This is a genomic window from Pseudochrobactrum sp. AO18b (assembly GCF_000409565.1).
GTDB lineage: Bacteria > Pseudomonadota > Alphaproteobacteria > Rhizobiales > Rhizobiaceae > Pseudochrobactrum > Pseudochrobactrum saccharolyticum.
In genome coordinates this window covers 1-24425 of the sequence record NZ_ANNO01000132.1, presented here as the reverse complement: position 1 = coordinate 24425, position 24425 = coordinate 1, and the positions used below count along the sequence as shown (strand labels likewise).

Below are 24425 nucleotides of genomic sequence, written 5' to 3'. Positions count from 1 at the left end.
AGTAGAACGGCGGCGGGTGTTTTTCTCTGCTTGAACAGTGATTATTCAGCAGGCTCAGGCAGCGCCTGTTTTTCTTCTTCATCATCAAAGCCGAGGAACCCGCCGGACTGACGCGCCCAAAGCGAAGCATAAATGCCGCCCTGCGCAATCAGCTCTTCATGGGTGCCGTCTTCGATAATGCGTCCCTGATCCATCACGATCAGACGATCAAGCGCGGCAATGGTCGACAGACGATGGGCAATGGCAATCACAGTCTTGCCTTCCATCAGCCTGTACAGGCTGTCCTGAATTGCCGCTTCCACTTCGGAATCAAGCGCAGATGTCGCTTCATCCAGAATAAGGATCGGCGCATCCTTCAGGATCACACGGGCAATTGCCACACGCTGACGCTGACCACCGGACAGTTTCACACCACGTTCACCGACATGCGCGTCAAAGCCCTGACGGCCTTTCGGGTCAGTCAGATGCGGCAGGAACTGATCGGCCTGCGCCTGCGCAACCGCTTCCAGCATCATTTCATCCGTCGCATCAGGACGGCCATAGCCGACATTATCCCTGACGGAACGATGCAGCAGTGAGGTATCCTGCGTCACCATACCAATATTGGCGCGCAGGCTGTCCTGTGTGACTTTGCAAATATCCTGACCGTCGATCAGGATTTTACCCTGCTCCAGATCGTAGAAACGCAGCAGCAGATTGACCAGTGTGGACTTACCCGCGCCGGAGCGGCCGACAAGACCAACCTTCTCACCCGGACGGATATTCAGCGACAGATCATTGATGATGCCTTTGCCCTTGCCGTAATGGAAACCGATGCGGTCAAAGGTGATCTCACCGGAACGCACATGCAGCGGCTTCGCACCTTCATGGTCGATCACTTTGCGCGGTTGCGCAATCGAACGCATACCGTCTTCCACTGTGCCGATATTCTCGAACAGTGCCGACATTTCCCACATGATCCACTGGGACATACCGTTCAGACGCAAACACAGCGCAATACCGATAGCCACCGCACCTACTGATGCAACATTATCCATCCACAGCATGATACCCAATGCACCGACTGAGAACAGCAGCAAAGAGTTCATGAAATAGAGTGAACCGAAGAACTGCGTCACCATACGCATCTGGCGGTTTACTGTACCCTGAAACTGCTCAAGACTGTCACGGACATACCCTTCCTCGCGCTGTGTGTGCGAGAACAGTTTGACCGTGGCAATATTGGTATAGCTGTCAACGATACGGCCGGTCATCTCGGAGCGGGCATCGGCCTGTGCTTCGGAAATCACCCGCAGGCGCGGAATGAAATAGCGAAGCAGACCGACATAGGCCAGCAGCCAGACAATGAACGGGATCATCAGGCGCCAGTCAGCCGTGGCTGCGATGAAAATTGTACCGGTAAAATAGACCGCTACATAGACCATCACATCCGCAAGTTTGATAACCGTTTCACGCACAGCCAGTGCTGTCTGCATCAGCTTGGTGGAGATACGTCCGGCAAATTCATCCTGAAAGAATGTCATCGACTGACGGATCAGATAACGGTGCATCAGCCAGCGTATCCGCATCGGGAAATTCCCGATCAGTGTCTGGTGCAGAACCAGAGATTGCAGCAAAACAATCAATGGCAAAATCACCAGAACAACGCCACCGATCAGCGCCAGTTTCCAGCCCTCCTGCTGCAGGAAGGTTTCACGATTATGCTCACTCAGCCAGTCCACGACATTACCGAGAAAAGCAAACAGCGACACTTCAAAGATTGCGATCAGCGCTGTCAGAAAGGCCATCACAATAATCCAGCCCCACGCGCCGCGGCTGTAATACATACAGAATTTGAACAAGCCCTTCGGCGGTTGTTCAAGCGGAACATCCGGATAGGCGTTCAGCTTCTTTTCGAACCAACGAAACATTTTCGACCTCAAATACGGGCTATCCCGTGCGAAAACCAATTCCCCCGCATCATTTTCGTAAAACGAAGACGGCAGGGGTCAGTTTTGATTCATTTGGGTTCTGCCATTCACTTCAGCAAATGAATATGAGGCAGAATTTCAGCATTTTTAAAGCATCGGAAAATCAACGGGCACAGAACCCGAAACACTCAGATGCGGTTTGAGGATTAAATGCGTGAGTACACTTAACCGGAAGATAGATGGAGGAATCGTATTTGACCTGCGGATCCGACGGCACAACTCATCATCGGTTTCAGGCTATCAGGTGGTTTGCTACAGCAGTCTGATATATACGCTCATTTTAACAGTCCCGTTCAGCGCAACGCCCGCAAAAACAATTCGGGAGAAGATACCACAGCTTCGATTGGTGCGGTACCCGCCATGAAAATTACCGGAGCGGGGTTAATCACGCCGGATACAGGTGCGGCTGCAACTGGGCAAAGATTCAAAGAAATCTTAATATTCATCACAGCCTCCTTCATGGTCAATCTGATAAAATGGATGCTCCGTATAGCACTATGTTATTTTACCGGCTAGTCACTGCTGGTTCTTTTCTCTTCACTTTACCGAGAACACATTAAACTGTGACAGATTGCACACAATTCTTATTGTTTGAAATTATATGCTATAGGCCGCTTATCTGATGTCACCCGAAACAGAAGCAACAGCCTGATGACAATACATATCGCCCTCTTCCAGCCTGACATTCCCGGCAATACCGGAACCATCCTGCGCATGGCAGCCTGTCTCGGACTGGCCGTGCATGTGATTGAACCAGCCGGTTTTGACCTCTCCGATCGCGGGCTGAAACGTGCGGGCATGGATTATCTGGAACAGGCAGCGCTGACCCGCCATCTCGACTGGGAGCATTTCAACAACTGGCGCTTGTCTGAAAATCGCAGGCTGGTGCTGCTCTCCACCAAGGCGGCACAACCCTATACGGATTTCAGCTACCGGCCGGATGACATTTTGCTGTTTGGCCGTGAATCTGCCGGCGTGCCGGACTATGTGCATGAGACCTGCGAGGAGCGGATTATCATCCCGATGGTCGAAGGCGCGCGCTCGCTCAACCTCGCGCTTTCGGTCGCGATGGCCGCCGGAGAAGCTATTCGACAGGTTAAAGGCTAGAGGCCATTCGTCAGGGCAAAACTTAGAATAAATCTTTAAATATCAGCCTGTTAAAAAGAAAAACGGAATCATATTCTGATCCACTTGAATCAGAATATGAGCAAACAGCGCTAACCTGTTTAGTCAGAGCTTGGCAGACGGCGGATGGTGAATTCGATCACATCATTCGGGCGCACATACCAGCTTTCAATTTCTGTCCAGTAAGCGGCCTTCGGATAGGTTTCAAACCATTCCCGCGCCTTAACCCGCGCTATGCTGCGAGGCAGTGAAAATGTTTCGCGAATATAGCCATCGCTGATATTCGGCTTCACGCCGGATGCTGCTTTGCGCATCTGCCTGCGCAAACCTTCCAATGGCGGTTTCGGCGGAATGGATGTCATAAGCGATCTCCTTTACAGCGCCCGTATGGGGCAAAAAGACAAAGCAGAATAAGCATCACGCTCAACACTCAAATATGTTTATACACACTACAAGCAGAAGCTGCACAGGGACTTACAACTCTACAGAGCATGTCTCCCAAAAGTGGAAACCGGTTTTGGGATCAAGACATGCGTCAAAACAAATTGTTAAAGCCAGCACCATGAATTCCATTAAATGCGACACGCTCTTGTGCAATTTACAGCAGAATCTCATCCGAAACGAGTCATTTCCGCGCCTGTTATCGCTGTAAAGTATGAACGAAATCTGTCATTTTCCGAAAAGCAGAAAGCTTTCATAAACATAATCCGGTTTATGAAGACTATATAACCTGTTGACAGCTGCTGATATGCTGGCGCTGCGGCTTCGCCCAAAGCTCCCAAAACATAATAAGGAACCAAGCATGCAACGTCCGGATCTTCCAGCTCATCTTCCAGATAATCTTGAAGACAAAAAACAACTGGCACAAAACTGGTTCGAAGAATTACGTGACCGTATCTGCTCCCTGTTTGAAACCCTTGAAGACGAACTGACAGGCCCGCTCAGTGACCGTGAAGCCGGCCGCTTTGTCCGCACCCCTTGGGCAAAAGACGAAGGCCGTGGCGGCGGCGGTGTTATGTCGATGATGCATGGCCGCGTTTTTGAAAAAGTCGGTGTGCATGTCTCCACTGTCTATGGCGAGTTTTCGCCGGAGTTCCGCGCCCAGATTCCGGGTGCCGATGAAGATCCGCGCTATTGGGCGAGTGGTCTCTCGCTGATTGCCCATCCGCAGAACCCGAATGTACCGGCAGTGCATATGAATACGCGTATGGTTGTGACCACACGCCAGTGGTTCGGCGGTGGCGCCGATCTGACCCCTGTGCTTGACCGTCGCCGCACGCAGGAAGACACCGACAGTCAGGCTTTTCATAAGGCGCTGAATTTCGTTTGTAACAAACATGCAGGCATTGCCGATTACGACCGTATGAAACAATGGTGTGATGAATATTTCTATCTGCCGCATCGTCAGGAACCGCGCGGTATTGGCGGCATTTTCTATGACTGGCTGCATTCAAGCGATGAACAAGGCGGCTGGGATGCAGACTTTGCATTTACCCGCGATGTCGGCCGCTGTTTTGCTGTCGTCTATCCGCATATTGTGCGCCAGAACTTCAACCAGCCATGGACAGACGCTGACCGCGAGGAACAGCTGATCCGTCGCGGCCGCTATGTAGAATTCAACCTGCTGCATGACCGTGGCACGATCTTCGGTCTCAAGACCGGCGGTAATATCGCCTCGATCCTGTCTTCCATGCCGCCAGTAGTGAAATGGCCTTAATATAAAATCAGAACGGGGGCATCAGCCCCCGTTTTTTTATGAGAGCGCCGTTCTTTATTGATCAAAATTTTTCAGGAACTGCCCGCGGATCAGTAGTCCAGGGCTCGTCTTTAATGCCTTGTCAAAGACCTGCATATTGGCAAAAACCAATTGACGGCCATCCTTTTCTGCCCAACCCACAAACCAGCCTAAGCGCTGTTCCCCTGCAAATTTGCCATTTGCATCACGCAACCGCGCAGCGCCGGTTTTGCCGGTAACTTTCCAGCCTTTTTCCGATGTAAAAACTGTCATGGCAGCTTTGGTTTTCTGTTGTGCCTGCTTGGAAACCGGCAAAGTCTCATGCACAAGCTTATTCAGAAATTGTATCTGCTCGTCCGGTGAAATCTCCAGTGAAGAGCCGATCCATGAACCTGTCAGTCCGTCTTGTTTTCCGGCTCTGCCCGAAACATCCTTATTCCCGTAATCAAGGGCTGCGACAGCTTCGGAAAACTGCTTCTGTCCCAACTGTTTTGCAATCTCACGTGAATACCAGACAACTGATTGCTCCAGCCACCGTGCCGGATCAACGGCAATCCGGTCACGTTCCGGCGCTTCCATTTCAGGCTTCCACTGCCAGACCGGATCATGCTCAGAGCGAAGGATATTTTTATCATAACCGATCACGGCAAGCGGCACTTTAAACGTCGATGCCGGTGTAAAGCGTTTATCGCAGACACCTTTACGGGAAAGGATTTTCTGCGTTGCGGCATCCATAACCACAGCACATTCCGTTACAATCCCCTTCTCTCCGGCCTGGGTCTGAAAACTCGTGCCGCTTGTCAGCGCAAAAGCCAATAATGCCGCTGATCGCAATTTTTTATCCATGATACGCAACTCCGGAATTCTGAAAATATTTAAATCACCTCAGATGAATCATGACCTGCAGAAATCGCATTAATCATCTGAACCGGCAGCTAAAAACAAAAACGGGGCGGAATTTCCGCCCCGATATGTCAGGATAATGTTGCTAACAAATTTTCTTTACTGAGCTCAAATCCGGAAGCCAGCCATGCTGCCTCCAGTGCTTTGAGCTGCTTGCCAAGCTCGGGGCCTTTCTCAAAACCCAGCTTCATCAGATCAGCTCCGCTGACCGGAAATACCGGTATGTCAGCCTGCACTGCCACATCCAGCAAACGGCTGTACTGACCTGCGCGGATCATCGCCTGATTATCATTTTCGGCCTCTGCACGCGCAGACACCAGCGCCAGCTTAATCCGGTCAACCAAAGCCTGCCGTGAGCCGCTATAAATCAACTTAATCAGACCTGTCTCCGACAGTTCCGGCTTAGGCAGATCAGCCAGCGCCCAGCTTTCCAGACGGGCTTTATCGGCATTGGACAGGCGCAGTCTCTTGCCAAGCTCCGCCATGCGCACTGCATCCGGCGGCACAATCGCTTGCAAGCGCAACAAAGCATCCGGCTTCCATTCGAGATCACGCTCACTGCGCACCAGCGCATGAATAGCATCAATGCCCCATTTCTCGCTCTCCGGCAAAATCTGGGTCAGCACACCGGACTGGCGCATCCATAGCAAGGCACGTGACGGATCGGGAGCAGAAAGCAGCTTCTTCAGCTCTGACCATACCCGCTCAGCGGACAAGGTTTGCAAATGGCTTTTCAGCTTGGCACAGGCTTTCAGCCCCGCCGCATCCGGCCGTCCTGAGCCATACCAGGCGAAGAAACGGAAGAAGCGCAGAATACGCAGATAATCTTCCGTAATCCGTGTCTCCGCATCGCCGATAAAACGCAACTCGCGCTTTTCAATATCTGCAAGCCCGCCGACATGATCCACCACATCGCCATTGGCACGCACATAAAGCGCATTGACGGTAAAATCCCGACGCTCGGCATCAACCTGCCAGTCGCGGCCAAAAGCGACTGTGGCCTGTCGTCCATGCGTTTCCACATCGGCACGCAAAGTTGTCACCTCATAGGGCACACCATGGGCAACAACAGTCACTGTGCCATGGTCAATGCCGGTCGGCACAACTTTAAAACCGCATTTTTCGGCGCGCGCTTTGGTCTCTTCCGGCAGGGTTGTGGAGGCAATATCAATATCACCCACCGGTTCGCCCAGCAGCGTATTGCGCACGGCACCGCCAACCACCCGCGCCTCTTCACCATCTTCAGCCAGTGCTGCCAGCAATTGCTGCAAAGACGGCACGGCAAGCCACTCCGCACGATCTGCAATATTCAGCACAGTTGTTGTCTTTTCACTCACGCATAGAGCCTTTCATAGAGGCTGCGGATAATCCCCGCTGTTGCGCCCCAGATATTCCGATTCTGATAATGGATGGCATAGAAAAACCGCTCATGCCCCGCAAACATCCGGCTCTCACGTTGATGCTGCTGAGGATCCATCAGAAAATGCAGCGGCACTTCAAAAATATCCGCCACCTCATCGGGATTGGCGTGAAGCTCAAACGGCGTCCGTATCACCGCAAGCACCGGCGTAATCGTATAACCGCTGCCGGTCATATATTGCGGCAAACGACCGAGTGTCTGCGTATGCCGTGCATCCAGTCCGATTTCCTCATGGGCTTCACGCAGAGCCGCATGTTCGGGGCTCAGATCCTCAGCATCAATCTTGCCACCGGGAAAAGCCACCTGACCGGAATGGCTGCGCATCTGCGCATTGCGCGTGGTCAGCAGCACACTGGCATGGTCACCGTGATCCACCACAGGGATCAGCACCGCCGCCGGTTTGAGTTTAATTTTCAGCCGTGGATCAGCTCCCGCCATCACATGAGAGGCAGTCCATTGCGGATTGAGTGCATGATCGCCGGACAAAGGCAGGCCACCTGAATCAAATTCATCAGCAACCGCCATAAAGCTTTGTTTCTGTTCAACTCTCCGCATCAGATCCTGTGCGGTAAAACCTGTATCAGTCATCAAGTTTTTCATTGTATCACTGTAAATTTTCAGCAGCCATCACCGGAAATATCCGGCCATTGGAGCGCAGGGCAAACATCAGCTTTCCGTCGATCATCAGTTCTTCTCCGAGTGCTGCCAGATCATACATAACTGCGCGGCTGACCAGCGCCTCCAGCCGTCCTCTCACCAATATATAAGGTTTGAAACCGCCGGTTTCACTATCGGTCACAAAACGCAGCGGATGCTGCTCTCCCGCCTCAACCACATCGCCGACATTGGTGCGGAAGGTGAGAACCTGCGTCTCCCCCTCGCCGGAAACATGCATCTCCACAGCATTGAAATGCGCATCTTCCACACGGATGGCGATTTTTTCCACCGGTGTTACCAGATAGGTTTTGCCGTCGGTATCCTTGCGTAGCACGGTTGAGAACAGGCGCACCAATGCAGGGCGACCGATCGGCGTGCCCATATAGAACCACGTGCCGTCGGCTTTGATTTCCATATCCAGCTCGCCGCAAAAATCCGGTTCCCAGCGTTCCACCGGCGGCAGACCTTTGCCTTCTTTGCCTTCAGGTAACTGGCTGGCGGCACGGCGCATCAACGCATCAAGCCCGCTTGCAGAGCTCGTGGCAGAACTGGTGACAGAACCGGCATCAACATCAGCAGTTTCTTTATTTTTCGACATATTACCGCTGTTCATTTCAGTTTCCTGTTAAGACCTGTGCCTGACAGTCCGGTGCATTCCGGTTAATGCGAACTGTGCCATTTACGCTCCCGTCAGCATGACATAGTCTTGCCCGATGATTCAAGTAAACCAGATAAAGCATCTGATCTGGAATAAAGAGGACATCATGAATTTTACCGCTGCGTCGAAAATTGATCCTGATGCCGTGATACGGGCTGCCGATCAGGCTGCCAGTGACATTAATCTGATCCGTCAGCAAATCGGACAGGTTATTTACGGTCAGGAGCAAGCGGTTGAAAATACGCTGGTCGCATTGCTGGCCGGTGGTCATGCCCTGCTCGTCGGTGTACCGGGGCTTGCCAAAACCCGTCTGGTAGAAACGCTGGGCACTGTCCTCGGCCTTGATGAAAAACGTATCCAGTTTACGCCTGATCTGATGCCGTCTGATATTATCGGCTCTGAAGTCATGGATCAGGACAGCGACGGACGCCGTTCATTCCGTTATATTAAAGGGCCGGTTTTCGCCCAACTGCTGATGGCCGATGAGATCAACCGTGCATCGCCGCGCACGCAGTCTGCTTTGTTGCAGGCGATGCAGGAATATCATGTCAGCGTAGCCGGTCAGCGCCATGATCTGCCAAGCCCGTTCCATGTGCTGGCAACGCAAAACCCGCTGGAACAGGAAGGCACCTATCCGCTGCCGGAAGCTCAGCTCGACCGTTTTCTGATGCAGATTGATCTGGACTATCCGGATATTGATGCGGAACGTGCCGTGTTACTCAACACCACCGGCACAATGCAGGCACGGCCAGCCAAAGTGATTGAAGCCTCACGCCTGCAGGAGATCCAGCAGCTGATCCGTCAAATGCCGGTGCCGGAAACCGTGCTTGAAGCTATTCTGAAACTGGTGCGCTCAGCCCGTCCTGATGCTGATAATGACCATGCGAAAAACCATATCAGCTGGGGTCCCGGCCCGCGTGCCGGACAGGCGCTGATGCTCTGCACCCGTGCGCGCGCACTCTATGAAGGACGCCTTGCTCCTTCTGTTGATGATGTGAAAGCCTTGGCAGAACCGGTTCTTCAGCATCGTATGGCTCTCAATTTTGCCGCCCGTGCCGATGGTGTGGGCGTGCGTGATGTGATTGCCAAACTGACACAGGCGCTCAACTGATGACAGCAACCGGTGCCATAACCCGTTCTGAACAGGCCGTTGACCTGCTGGCGCCATCGCGCAGGCAGGCGACACTGATGCCTGATCTGATTACGCAGGCACGCCATATTGCCGGCTCTGTTATCAATGGCTGGCATGGCAGGCGCAAACGCGGCACCGGCGATAATTTCTGGCAGTTCCGCCCTTATGCGCAGGGCGATATGCTCTCGCGCATTGACTGGCGGCGCTCTGCCCGTGACGATCATACCTATATGCGTGACCGTGAATGGGAAACCGCACATACGATCTGGCTGTGGTGCGACCCGTCGCCGTCTATGCTCTATCAATCCCGTTTCAGTCCGGTTTCCAAACAGCATCGCGCATTGGTGCTGACACTGGCACTGGCCGAATTGTTCAGCCGCTCCGGTGAGCGTATTGCCTATCCTGATGTGCTGCCGCCATTGCTCGCCCGCAATGGTGCAGAGCGTCTGGCAACAGCCTTATTGCAAACCGGTACTTTGGCAGCGCAACCTGATCTTCAGCCATTGCAGCGTTTTAATGAACTGGTGCTGATCAGTGATTTTTTGCAGCCTGCCGATATACTCAGCACGCAGCTTGACCAGATTGCCAGACGCGGTATCCGTGCGCATCTCATCGCCGTTGCCGATCCTGCGGAAGCGGATTTTCCGTTTTCCGGCCGCACAGAATTCAGAGACCCTGTGTCCGGTCAAATTCTCGTCGCCGGTCGGGCGCAGAATTATGCGGAAGATTATCGCAGGCTCTATCAGGCACAGCGTGATTTTTTGCGCGAAACCTGCACCCGTTTTGGCTGGAGTTTTATCACCAGCGCGACAGATAAACCGGCAGCACAGGCTCTGACCACACTCCATGGCTTTCTCGGACATCATTCTTCCACCGGCGGAGGCGCCGCGTAAATGCCGCTGATTTTTACTGCCCCGTGGCTGCTTGCCGGTCTACTCACTCTGCCCGTTATCTGGTGGCTGTTGCGTGCAACGCCGCCGAAACCGGCACAGGAACCGTTTCCGCCACTGGCCATTCTGGCAAAAATTGCCCGTCACGATCAGGAAGCCAGCAAAAGCCCGTGGTGGCTGACGCTGCTGCGTCTGATTCTGGCCGCTCTGGTGATCTTCGCCGTTGCAGGGCCGGTGTGGAAACCACAGCCGATCACTTTCACCGGTGCGCAGCCGGTTGTCATCATGATCGACAATGGCTGGGCTTCAGCCCCGCAATGGGCAGCTTATGAAAATCAGGCGCAATGGCTGATCTCCAATGCTGAGAAAAATGATGCGCCGGTCTATCTGATTGCCACCGCCGATCCGCAAAACACAGCAAGCGGCCCTTTCACTGCCGCGCAGGCACTGAAACGCTTGCAGGCACTGGAGCCGCGCGCTGTTCCGGTTGAACGTCTGGCTGCCGCTGAACGTCTTGGCACTGCTCTGAACAATACAGCTGACAGCCGCATTTTTTATCTGAATGACGGACTGGAGACTGCGCAGGATCAGCAAGCCTTTACGGCTCTCGACAAGCTGAAAGCCACAAATATTCAGCTGATTATGCCGGACAGTCAGCAGCTTTTTGCTGTTCAGGGTGTAGCCAATCAGCAGAATGCATTGGTGATTGACTTACTGCGCCCGTCCAATGATGTGCAGGCAGCCAAAGTTCAGCTCAGCGCCTATGATAATCAGGGGCGTGTCTTAGCGCAGACACAGGCGGATTTTGCCGACAAAGAAACCAAGACCGTGGCGCAAATGACCATTCCAGTTGAGTTGCGCAATGATATTGCCATGGTGCGGGCAGACCAGATGCGGCATGCCGCAGCCACATGGTTGCTGGATGAGAATAACCGCCGCCGCCGTGTCGGCCTGCTGGATGCAAGCAATGCCGACAAGGCACATTCGCTGTTGTCGCCATTGCATTATATTTCCTCGGCACTGGCACCTTTTGCCGATCTTATCAACGCCAATGATCGCGACCTGAGCCAGTCAGTTGACCGCCTGCTGGAGCAGAAACCCTCTGTTATTGTCTTGTCGGATATCGGCAGATTGCCGGAAAACACGGCTGCAAAACTGATGCAATGGGTTGAAAACGGCGGCACATTGTTGCGCTTTGCCGGCCCGCGTCTGGCGGCAGCACAAAGCGATGCGGACACCAAACGCGATCCGCTGCTGCCGGTACAATTGCGCAGCGGTCAGCGTAATCTTGGCGGCACTTTGTCATGGTCTACGCCGCAGCCCGTTGCACCTGCACCGGAAAACAGCCCGTTCCGCAATATTCAGCTGCCTGATGATGTCACAGTGTTGCGACAGGTTCTTGCAGAGCCGTCACCGGATCTGATACAAAAAAGCTGGCTCAATCTTGCCGATGGTACACCGCTGATTACCGGTGAAAACCGCGGCGCGGGGCGCTTGGTGCTGTTTCATATCGCGCCGGATATCGGCTGGTCTAATCTGCCACTCTCAGGCGGATTTGTTGATCTTCTGCGCAGGCTTACCGAAACATCCGGCGCACAGGCTGCCAATGCAGCCGGTGAGCAAACAGTGACACTGCCTGCCTATCGCCTGCTGGATGCCGCAGGTAATCTGACTGGTCAGCCTGCAGCCGCGCAGCCGCTGGTGATTGAAAAAGGCAAAACACCGGAAGCATCCCTGCTTAATCCGCCCGGACTTTACGGCACAGAACAGGCTTATAAAGCACTAAACCTGATGAAGAGTGACACAGTTCTGAACCCGCTTACCAAACCGGAAATGACGACCAATCTTGCAATGGTGCCGGCCACCAAGGCACAGACCGTTAATCTGCAAGGCCCGCTCTTTGCGCTGGCCGCAATATTGCTCGCACTCGATGGCTTGCTGATGCTGTGGATCGGCGGCACTTTCTCGCGGAACAGATCGCGTAACTTTACCGGCAAAGCGTCCGGCACCGTGAAATCCCTGCTTATCCTGTTCGCTTTATCCGCAAGTCTGACAGCTGCGCCCTTCATAGTGCAGCCGGTTCTGGCGCAGGAAGCGCAAGTCAGAGACGATAGCAAGCCCGACGATCAGGCAAAAATTGACGTGCTGGATGTCACACATCTGGCTTATGTGATTACCGGCGACAAAGCGACCGATGATATAAGCCGTGTCGGGCTTAGCGGTCTCAATCAGTTTGTTGCAGATAAAACCTCACTGGAACCCGGTGCGCCGGTCGGTATTAATCCGGAAACAGATGAACTCGCCTTCTATCCGATGATCTATTGGCCTGTTGATGAAAAAGCCCCTTTTCCGAGTGAAAAAGCGCTGCAGCGCATTGATGCCTATATGCAACAGGGCGGCACGGTGATTTTTGACACCCGCGACCAGCTATCCGGCGACACAAGCGGGTTGAATGGTACCAGCCCTGCCACGCAGCGCCTGCGTGATATGCTGGATGCGATGAATGTTCCGCCTCTTGCACCCGTTGCTGATAATCATGTGCTGAGCAAAACTTTCTTTCTGATGCCGGATTTTCCCGGACGCTATCGCGGCAGCCCGCTTTGGGCAGAAGCCCCTGTCGATAATCCGGATGCCGCTGACCAGCCTGCCGACAGGCCTGTGCGCAATGGTGATGGTGTCAGCCCGATCCTTATCACCGCCAATGATCTGGCCGGTGCATGGGCAATGGATGAAAACTGGCAGCCGCTATATCCGACCGTGCCGAATGATCCGATGCAGCGCATCTATGCACTGCGTGGCGGTGTGAATATGGTGATGTATGTGCTGACCGGTAATTATAAAGCAGATCAGGTGCATGTGCCCGCTTTGCTGGAACGGCTGGGGAACTAATGATGAGCCTGTTTTCCCTGCATTTCTCACCCCTGCTCTCACCGCTTTGGCTCGGACTTTGTCTGGCTCCGCTGGCTCTCATTACTCTGGCTGGCTTGTTCTTACGCAAACGCGGCAGCTGGTTGCGTTTTGGCGGTTTTGCAGCGCTTGCTCTGGCTTTGTTTAATCCGGAGATCACACGTGAGCAGCGCGAACAGCTCAAAACCATTGTCGGCATTGTGGTTGACCGCAGCGCCAGCCAGTCTCAGGGCAGTCGTACACAGGATACGGATGCTGCGCTTGAAGCGCTGAAACAAAAGCTCGGCGCGCAATCCGATATTGAAACACGGATTATCGAAGCCGGTTCAGGCACTGAAAACCGGGACAATACACGCTTATTTACAGCCCTGAATGAAGGCCTGCGCGACGTACCGCCGTCACGCATCGGCGGTGCGGTTATGATTACCGATGGTCAGGTGCATGATGTGCCTTCCAAAGCAGACGAGCTGAATTTCAAAGCCCCGCTTCATGCGCTGATTACCGGCACCGGCGATGAATTCGACCGCAGTATCCGCTTCATCCGCGTGCCGCGCTTCGGCCTCAGCGGCAAGCCGCAGGAGCTGGTTTTACGGGTGGAAGATGCCGGAAAAACTCCGGTGGATGCATCACAGTCCAGCGTCACCATCCGTATCAATGGCGAACTGGTCGCCACAGTTCCGGCAGCCATTGGTCAGGATGTCAAAACCGAGATCACCCTGCCCCATGCCGGGCGCAATATTGTGGAAATCGCCACAGAACCGCTGAGTGGTGAAGTCACCGCCGCCAATAATCAGGCGGTGGCATTGATTGATGCCATCCGTGAAAATCTGCGTGTGCTGCTGGTATCCGGTGAACCGAATAATGGCGAACGCACATGGCGTAACCTGCTAAAATCCGACACCTCTGTCGATCTCGTGCATTTCACCATTCTGCGTCCGCCGGAAAAGCAGGATGACACGCCGATCAATGAATTATCGCTGATTGTCTTTCCGACGCGCGAATTATTCGTCGATAAGGTGGAAGATTTCGATCTGATTATTTTCGACCGCTACCAGCACCGCAATGTGCTGCCGCTGCTCTATTATGATTATATCGCCCAATATGTGCAAAATGGCGGTGCCCTGCTGATCGCCGCAGGCCCTGAATATGCAGACAGTATGTCGATTGCACGTACACCGCTGCTCAGCGTTTTGCCTGCATTGCCAACCGGTGATGTCACGGAAAAAGGCTTCTATCCGCGTCTGACGGAAGCCGGAAAACGCCATCCTGTTACGCGCGGGCTGGAAGGCAGTGAACAGGAACCGCCGCAATGGGGGCGCTGGTTCCGCTCGATTGATATTGCCACACCGCAGGGCGAAACCGTCATGCAGGGGCCTGACAACAAGCCGCTGATGGTGCTCGGACATCAGGGCAAAGGCCGTGTCGGCATGTTGCTGTCCGATCAGGGCTGGCTCTGGGCGCGTGATTTTGAAGGCGGCGGGCCATACGCATCGCTCTATCGTCGCATGGCACACTGGCTGATGCAGGAACCGGAGCTGGAAGAAGAAGCGCTGACGGCCAAAGGCACTGCCGATCGTCTGGAGATTACCCGCCAGACCATGAGCGACAAGGCCGCTCCGGCCAAAGTTACCACGCCATCCGGCAAAATCATTGAAGTGCCGCTGACACAATCCGTTGCCGGACAGTTCACAGCGCAATTACCGGCCGATGAACAGGGACTGTATAAGATTGAGAACGGCGATTATTCCGTGCTTGCCCATGTCGGCAATGTGGACACGCCGGAACTGCGCGACAGTATTTCTACAACACAAAAATTGCTGCCTGTGGCGCAGGCCAGCGGCGGTAATGTTCTGCGTCTGAAAGAAACGACTGAACAGGCTGCAATCTCCGTGCCCGATGTTTCGCTGATGAACCCGTCGCAAAAACAAAGCCCTGCCACTCTTCTGGGGCTGCGGCCTACTCAGGACACAAGTCTGGTAGCGGTACATCGCATTCCGCTTTTCACCAGCCTGCTGGCTTTAGCGGCACTGCTGCTTATTCTCGGCGGCACATGGTATCGTGAAGGGCGATAGAGCATTTCACAGTCAAGTTGAATCAACTTGACGGCAGTGATAATGCGACCGCTCAAGAATCCAGAGCGTATCCCGAAAAGTGTGAAGCGCCTACGCAGGGAAATCAGTTCACTGGACTGATTTCTCGTCCTGCTTCGATCGGAAAAGATACGCGGCAAATAAGGAAATGAAGCGGTTTCAGATCACTGAAACCGCTTTTTACATCAAAGCTGGTTGAGATGCTTAACCTGCCCCGCCAGCTGATTAAGCGCTGGGCCTGACAGAGTTTCAGCTCCCGGCAAAATACAGGCAAGAAGCCGCTCCGGATTAACCGGTGCCGGCATAATCACCTTATGGGCATCCACTTTCACAAAGCCGAAAGCATTATAATAAGGTGCGTCGCCGACAAGCAGGCTCAGCCTGTGCCCTGCTTTTGCTGAGGCTTCCATAGACTGGTTCATCAATATCCGGCCAATGCCGCGGCTTTTCCAGCCATCCCGCACGACCAGCGGCCCCAGCAGCAAAGCAGGTGTGGTGCCGATAGCAATCGGTGTCATTCTGATGGAGCCGATCAGTCTGCCGCCATGAAGAGCCACAAAAGACAAATCGCGGTCATGCGCCCCGCCCTCGCGAATACGTGCAGCTGCGCGGACAAATCTGCCCGGACCAAAAGCAAGCGCATTGATTTCTTCGATTTCCGCATCGTGGGCGCAGGTTTCCTGCGTGTAAGTCAGTTCAGACTGCAACATGGCACATCACTATTTCAGAGATTTAACTTCAGAATTATCGCGTGATTTGTCGCCGCTATGGGGCATAAAAACGCAAACAGGTATCCACCGGTGCCGCGCACCGTTTACAATTTCATCGTCGGATGAACTGCAGACCTGTCAATTCCGTTCTCCTGAAAGGTGAATAGCCGCAAACTGATGCGGTGTGTTTGCTTAACATCATTTTTTTTGATCGTAAAGAGCCGTGCCGGAAAACAGTCCAAACAAAACATCGTCCTGTTTTCAGGACAGCGTGTTTCGCAAAAACAGCCAGATCAGGCGAGACTTTCCGGCATTATGTATTACATTAAGGATACGAATTTATTGGCAGCAACTGTTGATGAGCAATTCGGTTCCGCCATCAGACAAAAGGAATATTCTTATGGGTCTCTTAGTTGACGGTAAATGGCACGATCAATGGTACGATACGAAAGCCACAGACGGTCGCTTTGTCCGCTCCGCTTCGCAATTCCGCAACTGGATTACCGCAGATGGCAGCGCAGGCCCCAGCGGCATTGGTGGCTTCAAAGCTGAAGCCGGACGCTATCACCTCTATGTATCGCTGGCCTGTCCGTGGGCGCATCGCACACTGATTTTCCGCGCGCTGAAGAAACTGGAAAATGTCATCAGCGTCTCAGTTGTTGATTATCTGATGGCGGAAGAAGGCTGGACGCTGACCGGCAAAGACGGCGCAACTCCGGATCATCTCTATGGTGCCAAACACCTCTATGAAATCTATACCCGTGCCGACCCGAACTATTCCGGCCGCGTGACTGTTCCGGTTCTCTGGGACAAACAGCAACAGACCATTGTCTCCAATGAATCCGCTGAAATTATCCGTATGCTCAACACTGCTTTCAATGAATTCGGTGACGCGTCGCTTGATTTCTATCCGGAAGATCTGCGTGCAGAAATTGATGCAATGAATGAGTTCGTCTATCCGAACATCAATAACGGCGTTTACCGAGCAGGCTTTGCCACCTCTCAGGATGCCTATGAGGAAGCCTATAGCAATGTGTTTGATGCTTTGGACAGGATCGAGACCATTCTCGGCAAACAGCGCTATCTCACCGGTTCCCGCCTGACTGAAGCGGACTGGCGTCTGTTCACCACACTGATCCGTTTTGATCCGGTCTATGTCGGTCACTTCAAATGCAATAAAGCACGGATTGCCGACTATCCGAATATCTCAAACTATGTACGTGAGCTTTATCAGGTGCCGGGTGTTGCCGGTACTGTGAATTTCACACATATCAAAAACCATTATTATATGAGCCATAAAACAATCAATCCGACCGGTGTTGTCCCCCTCGGCCCGCAGCTTGATTATGATGCACCGCATGACCGTGCCCGTTTCAGCTAAGCTCACATATTAAGTGACAGTTTTATCACACCGCATAGCGAACATCCCGCTATGCGGTGTTTTATTATCTGCAATTGATTTCAATCAATGGAAAGCCGCCTGCCCGCTGTCAGTTTGCCTTCATTCTCAGACTTTAAGGAAAACAGACATGGCTATCCTCCCGGCAAATCGTCATACATGTGCTCTTCTTGCTGCAACTGCTCTCACCGCTACCGCTATGCAGCCTGCACTGGCCGCAGATGCGGTTATCGCACCGGTTGAACCGCAGGTATCGGAACCGCTTGCCGTGGCGCTCAGCCCGTGGCAGGTTCGTGTGCGTGCGCTTGGCGTCATCACAGAAAACAAAGGCCATGTGAATGAAGTTCCGGGTTCCGGCCTGAAATATTCCAACACAGTGGTGCCTGAACTCGATATTTCCTACTACTTCACCAATAATATTGCAGCTGAACTGATCCTCGGTACGACCTATGCCAATGTTGACGGTAAAGGCGCAATCGACGGTCTGGATGTCGGTAAAGTCTGGCTGTTGCCACCAACTCTGACCCTGCAATATCACTTCACTGATTTCGGCGCATTCAAGCCTTATGTCGGTGCCGGTGTGAATTACAGCATCTTCTACAACCAGAAATCTCATGATGCTGATTATCTGAAAGTTAAAAACACTTTCGGCGGCGCATTACAGGTTGGTTTCGACTATATGATCGACGATCATTGGGGCTTCAACTTCGACGTGAAGAAACTCTATCTGCGTCCTGATTTTGATGTAACCGTTGGCGGCGCACAGATGAGCGGCAAAGCCAAACTTGACCCATGGCTGATCGGTACCGGTATCACCTACCGCTTCTGATATGTGTCATTAAAAAGCCCGCTGAAAAGCGGGCTTTTTTGTATCTCAAATCTTATTCCGCACCGATCAGATCACCCCAGTCGGCACGGCGAGCCTGCGTAAACAGGGCTTTGTCCCGTTTGGTAATCAGATGTTCTGCAACCTGTCCGTCAGTGCTGCATAGTTTAGCAATAACTTTCCCGCCACCGGTTTTCGGTTGCATCAGCACCCGCTGGCCTGAAAGGGATACCGGTTGACGGCTGACAGCCAGATAACTGAATTTCTCATCTTCCCAAGGCACATCAGCCTCTTTAGTCAGACGATGGATTTTGGAACGCGCCACGCGGCGGGAGAAATGACACCAGTCCGGTGCCTGCACAGCGCAAGCCTGACTATGGGTGCAAGGCGCTGCAATATGCGCCCCCAGAGCCTGCAATTGTGTTCTGGCATCGAGAATGCGCTGCCAGCCCGCCGGTGTTCCGGGCTCCACAATCACAAACATACCTTCCGTCAGGTTCCATAATTGCGCAATCAACTGTTGCCGTGCAGGTTCATTCAGTTCATCCAGCACATAGGCCAGTGTCACAAGCTGTGCAGCTTTGGCATCTTTCAGCCCCGTTGTCACATCGGCGGCACACCATTGCACATCTGCCACCGGCGCATGAGCAGAAAGCTTCTCGCCCACAGCACGGATTGCATTGCTGCCTTCCAGAAGTAGCGATGTTTCAATCTCCGGCCAGACGGCAGATGCCGCCCATAATGCTGTACCGGGCCCAGCACCAATATCCAGATGACTGCGCGGGGCAAAGTCTGGGATGATATCGGCCGCATGTTGCAAAGCAGAGGTCACAGCGGCAAAAGTCGCAGGCAAACGCGCGGCCAGATAGGCATGTGCTGCCAGTTCGTCGGATAGATGCCATTTGCCATCGCGCGTCTCGGCACGGTAACGACGGCTGAGGATGCCGGAAGCCCGCTGCAGATCCGCCAGCGCCACACCCTGCAACTGCGCATCCACAGCCTGTCTCAATGCCGCCGGTAATTCCATAATTCTATCTCACGTAAAAAAACTCTGCCGCGCTATAGAGCATTTCCAGCAAAAGTGTGAAACGGTTTTGCGTAGGATAATGCGACAAAGAAATAAATAGAGCGGTTCCCTTAAACAGGAACCGCTCTAACACGCGGCAGAGCAATTTAAAACATTAACAATTGCGGCAATCAGCGTTCGAGAACCTGACGGATATCCACCAGATTGGAGCGTACGCGCAGAATGTGGAAACCCATTGTCGTCAGATGGGACGGTGTGAACCATGCATCCTGACGACCATTGGAAACGATGGTTGGCTGCATATCCAGTGCCGAGCGCAATTGCTGCTCCATTGTATCCCACAAACCATCGAGATGTTTCTCAGCCAACACAGCTTTAAAGTCAGAATGCGTTGCGCGGATCAGCCCGTAGTAAGCGTAGAGCTGACCATAGGCGAACCAGAACCGGTCATCGGCACGGGTATCAAACCAGCCTGCATGATAATTATCAGAACGGTCTTTCAGAATGGCAGATGTCGAGCCGAGATCGCTGGCAATACGATCCACATACTGGATCAGATTGTCCGCACGGGCATCGAAAGTTGCCTCGCATTTTTCAAGACGCGCATTGAAAGCACGCAGCTCTTTAATAGCGGAACGGTAATAGCTCGGTGTCGGCGTTTTCGGACCAAACGGACTTAAGCCGAAATACCATGTATCTTCACGGAACTGCATGTTTCCGCGCGCCTTTTGCAGATCATTATCAATCTGCGAGGTGCCGCGCAGGCGGCCGAGAGAATCTACCAGTTCAATCGTTGTGCGGCGCACTGCCGAATGCACACCGCGCTGGAACGAGGCTTTATTATCCAGAAACGGTGTCCGGTCCCAGTCCAACCCGAAGAAACCTGTTTTATAGAACAGCATGGAAGAAACCCATGCATTCTGGTTCACATTGAAATCGGTCAGTTCAGCAGTCACTTCGGCCAGAGCCGATGGTGCACAAACCCGCGCCCCTGCCGGCTGCGATAAGGCCATTTGCGGCGCAGGCTGCGGTGCTACTGGCTCAGTTGAAGGTGCCGCATTATTTGTCGTGCTATCATTATTCCCCGTGGCACCTTCCGCCGGCAGTGCCGTCGGATCGGCAGGCGATGTGCTTTCTGACGGTGATGGTGATGGCGCTGCCGGTGATGTAAGCGCTTTTGACGGTTCGACAATTTCACCGGGTGTGACAGCACTTTGATAGGCATATTTTGCCGGATAATCCGGATCAAAATTCGTCCAGACCTGTGTCTGCACTACGAAATAACCATACAGACCCGCCCAGCCGATAACGGCTACGGCGATAAGGGTTTTCCACAAGACGCTGAGGCTCTGATAAACGCGCCACAAAGCGCCGAAAGGCACTGCGATCAGCCGCAACAGCGCTGCAATCATACGCCCTATAAAAGCAAAGATATTTCCGATGACCGTCACGATCTTGTCCTTTGTGTCAGCTCTTGCCCCGCATCCTGAACAGAACGCAGCCCGAAAGGTATTTTCCTGTAAACCCTTGCATAGTTTCAAAGAAATACGCAACAGCGCCGGATTTTTTAAACAGCAATCATTCAATCCGGCACAAATCGTTCAGCACGCTTTACCTGAAACCGGCACAAGCGGCACCAGTATGTCCGACACCGGCGCCTTACAGAGAAACCCAGCACCTCACAGATAAATAATGTCATTACGACTTTGATATAAACCGCAACAACGCAGGTTCAACCGGTGAGTCTGAATTTAATTTTCAGCTTTAGCCTTGAAATTACTGCATATTATTTTTAGCCTGCCTCATTCCGACGTTAATTGTCGTGTTTGCGGATTCTAGGATCACAAAACTGCTTGAAGACTCCGGACTTTGATGCTTGTTTAGATTTGGGGCCGGGACATGTCGCGCAAAACAGTGCTGCGGTTTTCTGTTCAAACTGCATAAAAACAAACAACAGAGCAGTTTCGGGGAAGCGGAAATGCTCTGCTATAAATAAATATAATCCGGTCAATGGAGATATTCATGCGTTTTCTGCCAGTGAAACATCTGTACCCTGCCAACCTGTCCTTAGCCAAAAGCCGCAAATCCGTGCTGGCGCTTACCTGTGCCGCTCTTATGGCGGGCAGCGCAGGCGGTGCATGGGCGGCAGAACCTGAAGCCTGTTCCACAATCCGCTTTTCAGATGTCGGCTGGACAGATATTACCTCGACCACAGCCGTTGCCACAGAAATTCTCAAAGGTCTTGGTTATAAAACAGATATCAAAATCCTGTCTGTGCCGGTGACCTATGCTTCGCTCAGCAAAAAAGATATCGACGTTTTCCTCGGTTTCTGGAATCCGTCCATGGCCGCTGATCTCCAGCCATATCTTGATGACAAGACCGTCATCACCCTACGCACCAATCTGACCGGTGCCAAATATACGCTGGCAGTGCCTGCTTTCGCCTATGATGAAGGTCTAAAAAGCTTTGCCGATATTGCCAAATTCAAAGATCAGCTCGGCAATAAAATTTACGGTATTGAACCGGGCAATGACGGCAACCGCCTGATCCTCGACATGATTTCCAAAGGTGCTTTTGATCTGAAGGGCTTTGAACTGGCGGAGTCTTCCGAACAGGGTATGCTGGCGCAGGTTGCCAAAGATATTAAAGCCAAGAAACCGGTTGTTTTCCTCGGCTGGGAACCGCATCCGATGAATTCCCGTTTTGAAATGCGTTATCTGGAAGGCGGTGACGACTTTTTCGGCCCTAATCTCGGTGGCGCGAAGGTCGAGACCAATGTCTGGAACGGCTATACGGAACAATGCCCGAATGTCGGAAAGTTCCTGACCAATCTTGAATTCACCCTTGAAATGGAAAACCAGATCATGGGTAAAATTCTGGATGATGGTGAAGATCCGGCCAAAGCAGCAACGGCATGGATCAAAGCCAATCCGGATGCGCTGAATGCATGGCTGAAAGACGTTACCACTTTGGACGGTAAAGACGGTCTTGCGGCTGTCAAACAAACTTTCGGTCTCTGACCGCACACAGACAATCTGCTGCCGGTATCACACCGGCAGCAGATTTACCGCGCGACTATTCATGGTTTTCACAAACCAAACCCGATTGAAAAATAGACTGACAGGAAAACGGGGACCTGACTTTTGGACTGGCTGACATCACAAAAAATTCCCGTCGGGCGTACAGCGAAGAATGTTGTCACCTGGTTAACTGAAAATCTGAGCTGGCTGTTTGATGGTATTGCCGCCATTATGCAAACATTGATTGACGGCTTACTGGCCGCACTCAAATTTCCGCATCCCTTTATTCTGATTGCCATTTTTGCCGCGATCGCATGGGGGCTGCAAAGAAAAATCTCGACTGTCATTCTGACGATTATCGGGTTTTTATTCATCCTCAATCAGGGCTATTGGGATCAGACGCTGGAAACCCTGACGCTGGTTCTGTCAGCCTGTTTCATCTGTATGGCGCTTGGCGTACCGCTCGGCATTGCAACGGCACACCGGCCAAAGCTTTATGCGGTGGTGCGCCCGATCCTTGATCTGATGCAGACATTGCCGACCTTTGTTTATCTCATTCCGGCGATTGTGTTTTTTGGCATTGGTATGGTGCCGGGTCTGCTGGCAACAGCCATTTTTGTGCTGCCCGCGCCTGTCCGCCTCACCCATCTCGGCATTTCTTCAACGCCGGAACACTTAAGAGAAGCCGGAGAGGCTTTCGGCGCTTCGCGCCGCCAGTTGCTCTGGAAGATTGAACTGCCCTATGCCATGCCGCAAATTCTGGCCGGTCTCACCCAGACCATCATGCTGTCTTTGTCGATGGTGGTGATTGCAGCGCTTGTTGGAGCCAACGGGCTGGGCGTGCCGGTTGTGCGTGCCCTTAACTCGGTCAATACCGCGCTCGGTTTTGAAGCGGGGCTGGTGATTGTGGTTGTCGCCATCATCCTCGACCGCATTTTCCGTCCGGGCAGGGAAAAATAATCATGGCTTCTATCAGTCTTCAGAATATCAGTATTGTTTTCGGTAATAAAACGGACAAGGCACTGGATCTTGCCGATCAGGGCTTTACCCGCTCGGAAATTCAGGCAGAAACCGGCCATATTCTCGGCGTGCATAATTGCTCCCTCGATATCCGCGAGGGTGAGCTGCTCGTCCTGATGGGATTGTCCGGCTCCGGAAAATCCACGCTTTTACGCGCGATTAATCGCCTGAACCCGATCAGCCGCGGTTGCGTCACGGTCTATAATCAGGGTGACGAAATCAATGTAACCGCAGCCGGTACTGCACAATTGCGCGCTCTGCGCACCCATGTGGTGTCCATGGTGTTTCAGCAATTCGGTCTGCTGCCATGGCGCACAGTCGAGGACAATGTCGGCTTCGGTCTTGAAATTGCGGGCTTAAGCAAACAGGCACGCAAAGAAGCGGTACAGAACCAGCTGGAACTGGTCGGATTGCAGGATTGGGCTAAGCGCAAGGTCGGTGAATTATCCGGCGGCATGCAGCAGCGTGTCGGTCTTGCCCGTGCCTTTGCAACCGGCGCACCGATCCTGCTGATGGATGAGCCATTCTCCGCGCTTGATCCGTTGATCCGCGCGCGCTTACAGGATGAGTTGCTGCATTTACAGGATCATCTGAAAAAAACCATTGTCTTTGTCAGCCATGATCTGGATGAGGCAATGAAACTCGGTAACCGCATTGCTATCATGGAAGGCGGCCGTATTATTCAATGCGGCAGCGGACAAGATATTCTGCTTAATCCGGCTAATGATTATGTGGCGGATTTTGTGGCCAATATGAACCCTCTGGGTGTGTTGCTCGCCGCTGATATCATGTCTCCTCTTGACCGCAGTGCGCCGCCCCGCCCTTTTGCAGCAACAGCAAAACCGGAAACCGCAATTCAGGATATTATGCAGGCGATGGTGCGCAATAATGGCGATGTCGGCGTTGTGCATAATGGTGCGATTGTCGGCAAAATT

Annotated in this window: 22 protein-coding genes; 12 read left to right on the top strand and 10 right to left on the bottom strand. The window is 52.9% G+C overall.

From position 1 onward, the window contains the following. Positions 1 to 41: 41 nt before the first annotated feature. A complete protein-coding gene (locus A918_RS19600; RefSeq protein WP_022710120.1) occupies positions 42 to 1910 on the bottom strand; it encodes an ABC transporter ATP-binding protein in 1869 nt (622 codons plus the stop codon). A 353-nt stretch (positions 1911 to 2263) separates the two neighbouring features. Beyond that, positions 2264 to 2416, bottom strand: a complete 153-nt coding sequence (locus A918_RS21700; RefSeq protein ID WP_156831388.1) for a hypothetical protein — start codon at positions 2414 to 2416, stop codon at positions 2264 to 2266. 205 nt (positions 2417 to 2621) lie between these two features. Between A918_RS21700 and A918_RS0105665 the strand changes: the two genes are divergently transcribed. Further along, positions 2622 to 3077: a TrmH family RNA methyltransferase gene (locus tag A918_RS0105665; RefSeq protein ID WP_022710118.1), complete on the top strand. Its 456-nt coding sequence runs from the start codon at positions 2622 to 2624 to the stop codon at positions 3075 to 3077. Between the two features lie 119 nt (positions 3078 to 3196). Here A918_RS0105665 and A918_RS0105660 read toward each other — a convergent pair whose 3' ends face one another. Further along, complete coding sequence (locus tag A918_RS0105660; RefSeq protein ID WP_022710117.1) at positions 3197 to 3457, bottom strand: hypothetical protein; 261 nt, start codon at positions 3455 to 3457, stop codon at positions 3197 to 3199. Between the two features lie 440 nt (positions 3458 to 3897). Between A918_RS0105660 and hemF the strand changes: the two genes are divergently transcribed. Next, positions 3898 to 4812 (top strand): oxygen-dependent coproporphyrinogen oxidase, encoded by a 915-nt coding sequence (gene hemF / locus A918_RS0105655; protein WP_022710116.1) that lies wholly within the window; start codon positions 3898 to 3900, stop codon positions 4810 to 4812. Between the two features lie 54 nt (positions 4813 to 4866). Here hemF and blaOXA read toward each other — a convergent pair whose 3' ends face one another. The 4 genes from blaOXA to A918_RS19590 all read right to left on the bottom strand — a co-directional run bounded on the left by blaOXA (position 4867) and on the right by A918_RS19590 (position 8321). Next, a complete protein-coding gene (gene blaOXA, locus A918_RS0105650) occupies positions 4867 to 5676 on the bottom strand; it encodes a class D beta-lactamase (protein ID WP_022710115.1) in 810 nt (269 codons plus the stop codon). 128 nt (positions 5677 to 5804) lie between these two features. Further along, positions 5805 to 7046, bottom strand: coding sequence for a CCA tRNA nucleotidyltransferase (locus A918_RS0105645; RefSeq protein ID WP_028233435.1), 1242 nt, complete (start codon positions 7044 to 7046; stop codon positions 5805 to 5807). A 20-nt stretch (positions 7047 to 7066) separates the two neighbouring features. Next, positions 7067 to 7678, bottom strand: a complete 612-nt coding sequence (locus tag A918_RS0105640) for a CoA pyrophosphatase (protein ID WP_156831389.1) — start codon at positions 7676 to 7678, stop codon at positions 7067 to 7069. A gap of 79 nt (positions 7679 to 7757) precedes the next feature. Then, positions 7758 to 8321 carry a DUF1285 domain-containing protein gene (locus tag A918_RS19590; RefSeq protein WP_245257296.1) on the bottom strand — a complete coding sequence of 188 codons (564 nt, stop codon included), beginning with the start codon at positions 8319 to 8321 and terminating at the stop codon, positions 7758 to 7760. Between the two features lie 253 nt (positions 8322 to 8574). Between A918_RS19590 and A918_RS0105630 the strand changes: the two genes are divergently transcribed. From A918_RS0105630 to A918_RS0105615, 4 genes are read left to right on the top strand one after another with little or no spacing between them, the layout of a single operon-like run. After that, positions 8575 to 9579 carry a MoxR family ATPase gene (locus A918_RS0105630; RefSeq protein ID WP_028233433.1) on the top strand — a complete coding sequence of 335 codons (1005 nt, stop codon included), beginning with the start codon at positions 8575 to 8577 and terminating at the stop codon, positions 9577 to 9579. Continuing rightward, positions 9579 to 10493 (top strand): DUF58 domain-containing protein, encoded by a 915-nt coding sequence (locus A918_RS0105625; protein ID WP_022710110.1) that lies wholly within the window; start codon positions 9579 to 9581, stop codon positions 10491 to 10493. The genes A918_RS0105630 and A918_RS0105625 overlap by 1 nt, the downstream gene beginning before the upstream one ends. Beyond that, a complete protein-coding gene (locus A918_RS0105620) occupies positions 10494 to 13379 on the top strand; it encodes a DUF4159 domain-containing protein (protein ID WP_022710109.1) in 2886 nt (961 codons plus the stop codon). It abuts the gene before it with no gap. A 2-nt stretch (positions 13380 to 13381) separates the two neighbouring features. After that, positions 13382 to 15469, top strand: coding sequence for a glutamine amidotransferase (locus A918_RS0105615; RefSeq protein WP_033315908.1), 2088 nt, complete (start codon positions 13382 to 13384; stop codon positions 15467 to 15469). A 203-nt stretch (positions 15470 to 15672) separates the two neighbouring features. Here A918_RS0105615 and A918_RS0105610 read toward each other — a convergent pair whose 3' ends face one another. After that, entirely contained in the window at positions 15673 to 16197 is a 525-nt protein-coding gene (locus A918_RS0105610; RefSeq protein ID WP_022710107.1) for a GNAT family N-acetyltransferase, read from the bottom strand. Positions 16198 to 16597: 400 nt separating this feature from the next. Here A918_RS0105610 and A918_RS0105605 point away from each other — a divergent pair, with 400 nt between their 5' ends. Further along, positions 16598 to 17578, top strand: a complete 981-nt coding sequence (locus A918_RS0105605; protein WP_022710106.1) for a glutathione S-transferase family protein — start codon at positions 16598 to 16600, stop codon at positions 17576 to 17578. Positions 17579 to 17726: 148 nt separating this feature from the next. Further along, entirely contained in the window at positions 17727 to 18425 is a 699-nt protein-coding gene (locus A918_RS0105600) for an OmpW family protein (RefSeq protein WP_022710105.1), read from the top strand. 52 nt (positions 18426 to 18477) lie between these two features. On the opposite strand, the gene A918_RS0105595 is transcribed toward A918_RS0105600, so the two are convergent. Together A918_RS0105595 and A918_RS0105590 are read right to left on the bottom strand one after the other, a co-directional pair. Further along, a complete protein-coding gene (locus A918_RS0105595; RefSeq protein ID WP_022710104.1) occupies positions 18478 to 19449 on the bottom strand; it encodes a small ribosomal subunit Rsm22 family protein in 972 nt (323 codons plus the stop codon). Positions 19450 to 19619: 170 nt separating this feature from the next. Continuing rightward, complete coding sequence (locus A918_RS0105590; protein WP_051138992.1) at positions 19620 to 20861, bottom strand: DUF2333 family protein; 1242 nt, start codon at positions 20859 to 20861, stop codon at positions 19620 to 19622. A gap of 28 nt (positions 20862 to 20889) precedes the next feature. Between A918_RS0105590 and A918_RS22185 the strand changes: the two genes are divergently transcribed. From A918_RS22185 to choV, 4 genes are all read left to right on the top strand, one after another. Beyond that, entirely contained in the window at positions 20890 to 21138 is a 249-nt protein-coding gene (locus A918_RS22185) for a hypothetical protein (protein ID WP_156831387.1), read from the top strand. Between the two features lie 426 nt (positions 21139 to 21564). Continuing rightward, positions 21565 to 22470, top strand: a complete 906-nt coding sequence (locus tag A918_RS0105585) for a choline ABC transporter substrate-binding protein (RefSeq protein ID WP_084664666.1) — start codon at positions 21565 to 21567, stop codon at positions 22468 to 22470. Positions 22471 to 22593: 123 nt separating this feature from the next. Continuing rightward, positions 22594 to 23430 carry a choline ABC transporter permease subunit gene (gene choW, locus A918_RS0105580; RefSeq protein ID WP_022710101.1) on the top strand — a complete coding sequence of 279 codons (837 nt, stop codon included), beginning with the start codon at positions 22594 to 22596 and terminating at the stop codon, positions 23428 to 23430. A 2-nt stretch (positions 23431 to 23432) separates the two neighbouring features. After that, positions 23433 to 24425, top strand: a 993-nt coding sequence (gene choV / locus A918_RS19585) for a choline ABC transporter ATP-binding protein (protein WP_022710100.1), incomplete at its 3' end; no start/stop codon positions are given.

Coding starts and splice junctions, on each gene's coding strand:
- blaOXA (WP_022710115.1), bottom strand. CDS start 5,676: ATGGATAAAAAATTGCGATCAGCGGCATTATTGGCTTTTGCGCTGACA.
- A918_RS21700 (WP_156831388.1), bottom strand. CDS start 2,416: ATGAATATTAAGATTTCTTTGAATCTTTGCCCAGTTGCAGCCGCACCT.
- A918_RS0105590 (WP_051138992.1), bottom strand. CDS start 20,861: ATGATTGCAGCGCTGTTGCGGCTGATCGCAGTGCCTTTCGGCGCTTTG.
- hemF (WP_022710116.1), top strand. CDS start 3,898: ATGCAACGTCCGGATCTTCCAGCTCATCTTCCAGATAATCTTGAAGAC.
- A918_RS0105600 (WP_022710105.1), top strand. CDS start 17,727: ATGGCTATCCTCCCGGCAAATCGTCATACATGTGCTCTTCTTGCTGCA.
- A918_RS0105625 (WP_022710110.1), top strand. CDS start 9,579: ATGACAGCAACCGGTGCCATAACCCGTTCTGAACAGGCCGTTGACCTG.
- A918_RS0105615 (WP_033315908.1), top strand. CDS start 13,382: ATGAGCCTGTTTTCCCTGCATTTCTCACCCCTGCTCTCACCGCTTTGG.
- A918_RS0105610 (WP_022710107.1), bottom strand. CDS start 16,197: ATGTTGCAGTCTGAACTGACTTACACGCAGGAAACCTGCGCCCACGAT.
- A918_RS22185 (WP_156831387.1), top strand. CDS start 20,890: ATGACCGTCACGATCTTGTCCTTTGTGTCAGCTCTTGCCCCGCATCCT.
- A918_RS0105640 (WP_156831389.1), bottom strand. CDS start 7,678: ATGGCGGTTGCTGATGAATTTGATTCAGGTGGCCTGCCTTTGTCCGGC.
- A918_RS0105595 (WP_022710104.1), bottom strand. CDS start 19,449: ATGGAATTACCGGCGGCATTGAGACAGGCTGTGGATGCGCAGTTGCAG.
- A918_RS0105660 (WP_022710117.1), bottom strand. CDS start 3,457: ATGACATCCATTCCGCCGAAACCGCCATTGGAAGGTTTGCGCAGGCAG.
- A918_RS19590 (WP_245257296.1), bottom strand. CDS start 8,321: ATGCGCCGTGCCGCCAGCCAGTTACCTGAAGGCAAAGAAGGCAAAGGT.
- A918_RS19600 (WP_022710120.1), bottom strand. CDS start 1,910: ATGTTTCGTTGGTTCGAAAAGAAGCTGAACGCCTATCCGGATGTTCCG.
- A918_RS0105585 (WP_084664666.1), top strand. CDS start 21,565: ATGGCGGGCAGCGCAGGCGGTGCATGGGCGGCAGAACCTGAAGCCTGT.
- A918_RS0105605 (WP_022710106.1), top strand. CDS start 16,598: ATGGGTCTCTTAGTTGACGGTAAATGGCACGATCAATGGTACGATACG.
- A918_RS0105630 (WP_028233433.1), top strand. CDS start 8,575: ATGAATTTTACCGCTGCGTCGAAAATTGATCCTGATGCCGTGATACGG.
- A918_RS0105665 (WP_022710118.1), top strand. CDS start 2,622: ATGACAATACATATCGCCCTCTTCCAGCCTGACATTCCCGGCAATACC.
- A918_RS0105620 (WP_022710109.1), top strand. CDS start 10,494: ATGCCGCTGATTTTTACTGCCCCGTGGCTGCTTGCCGGTCTACTCACT.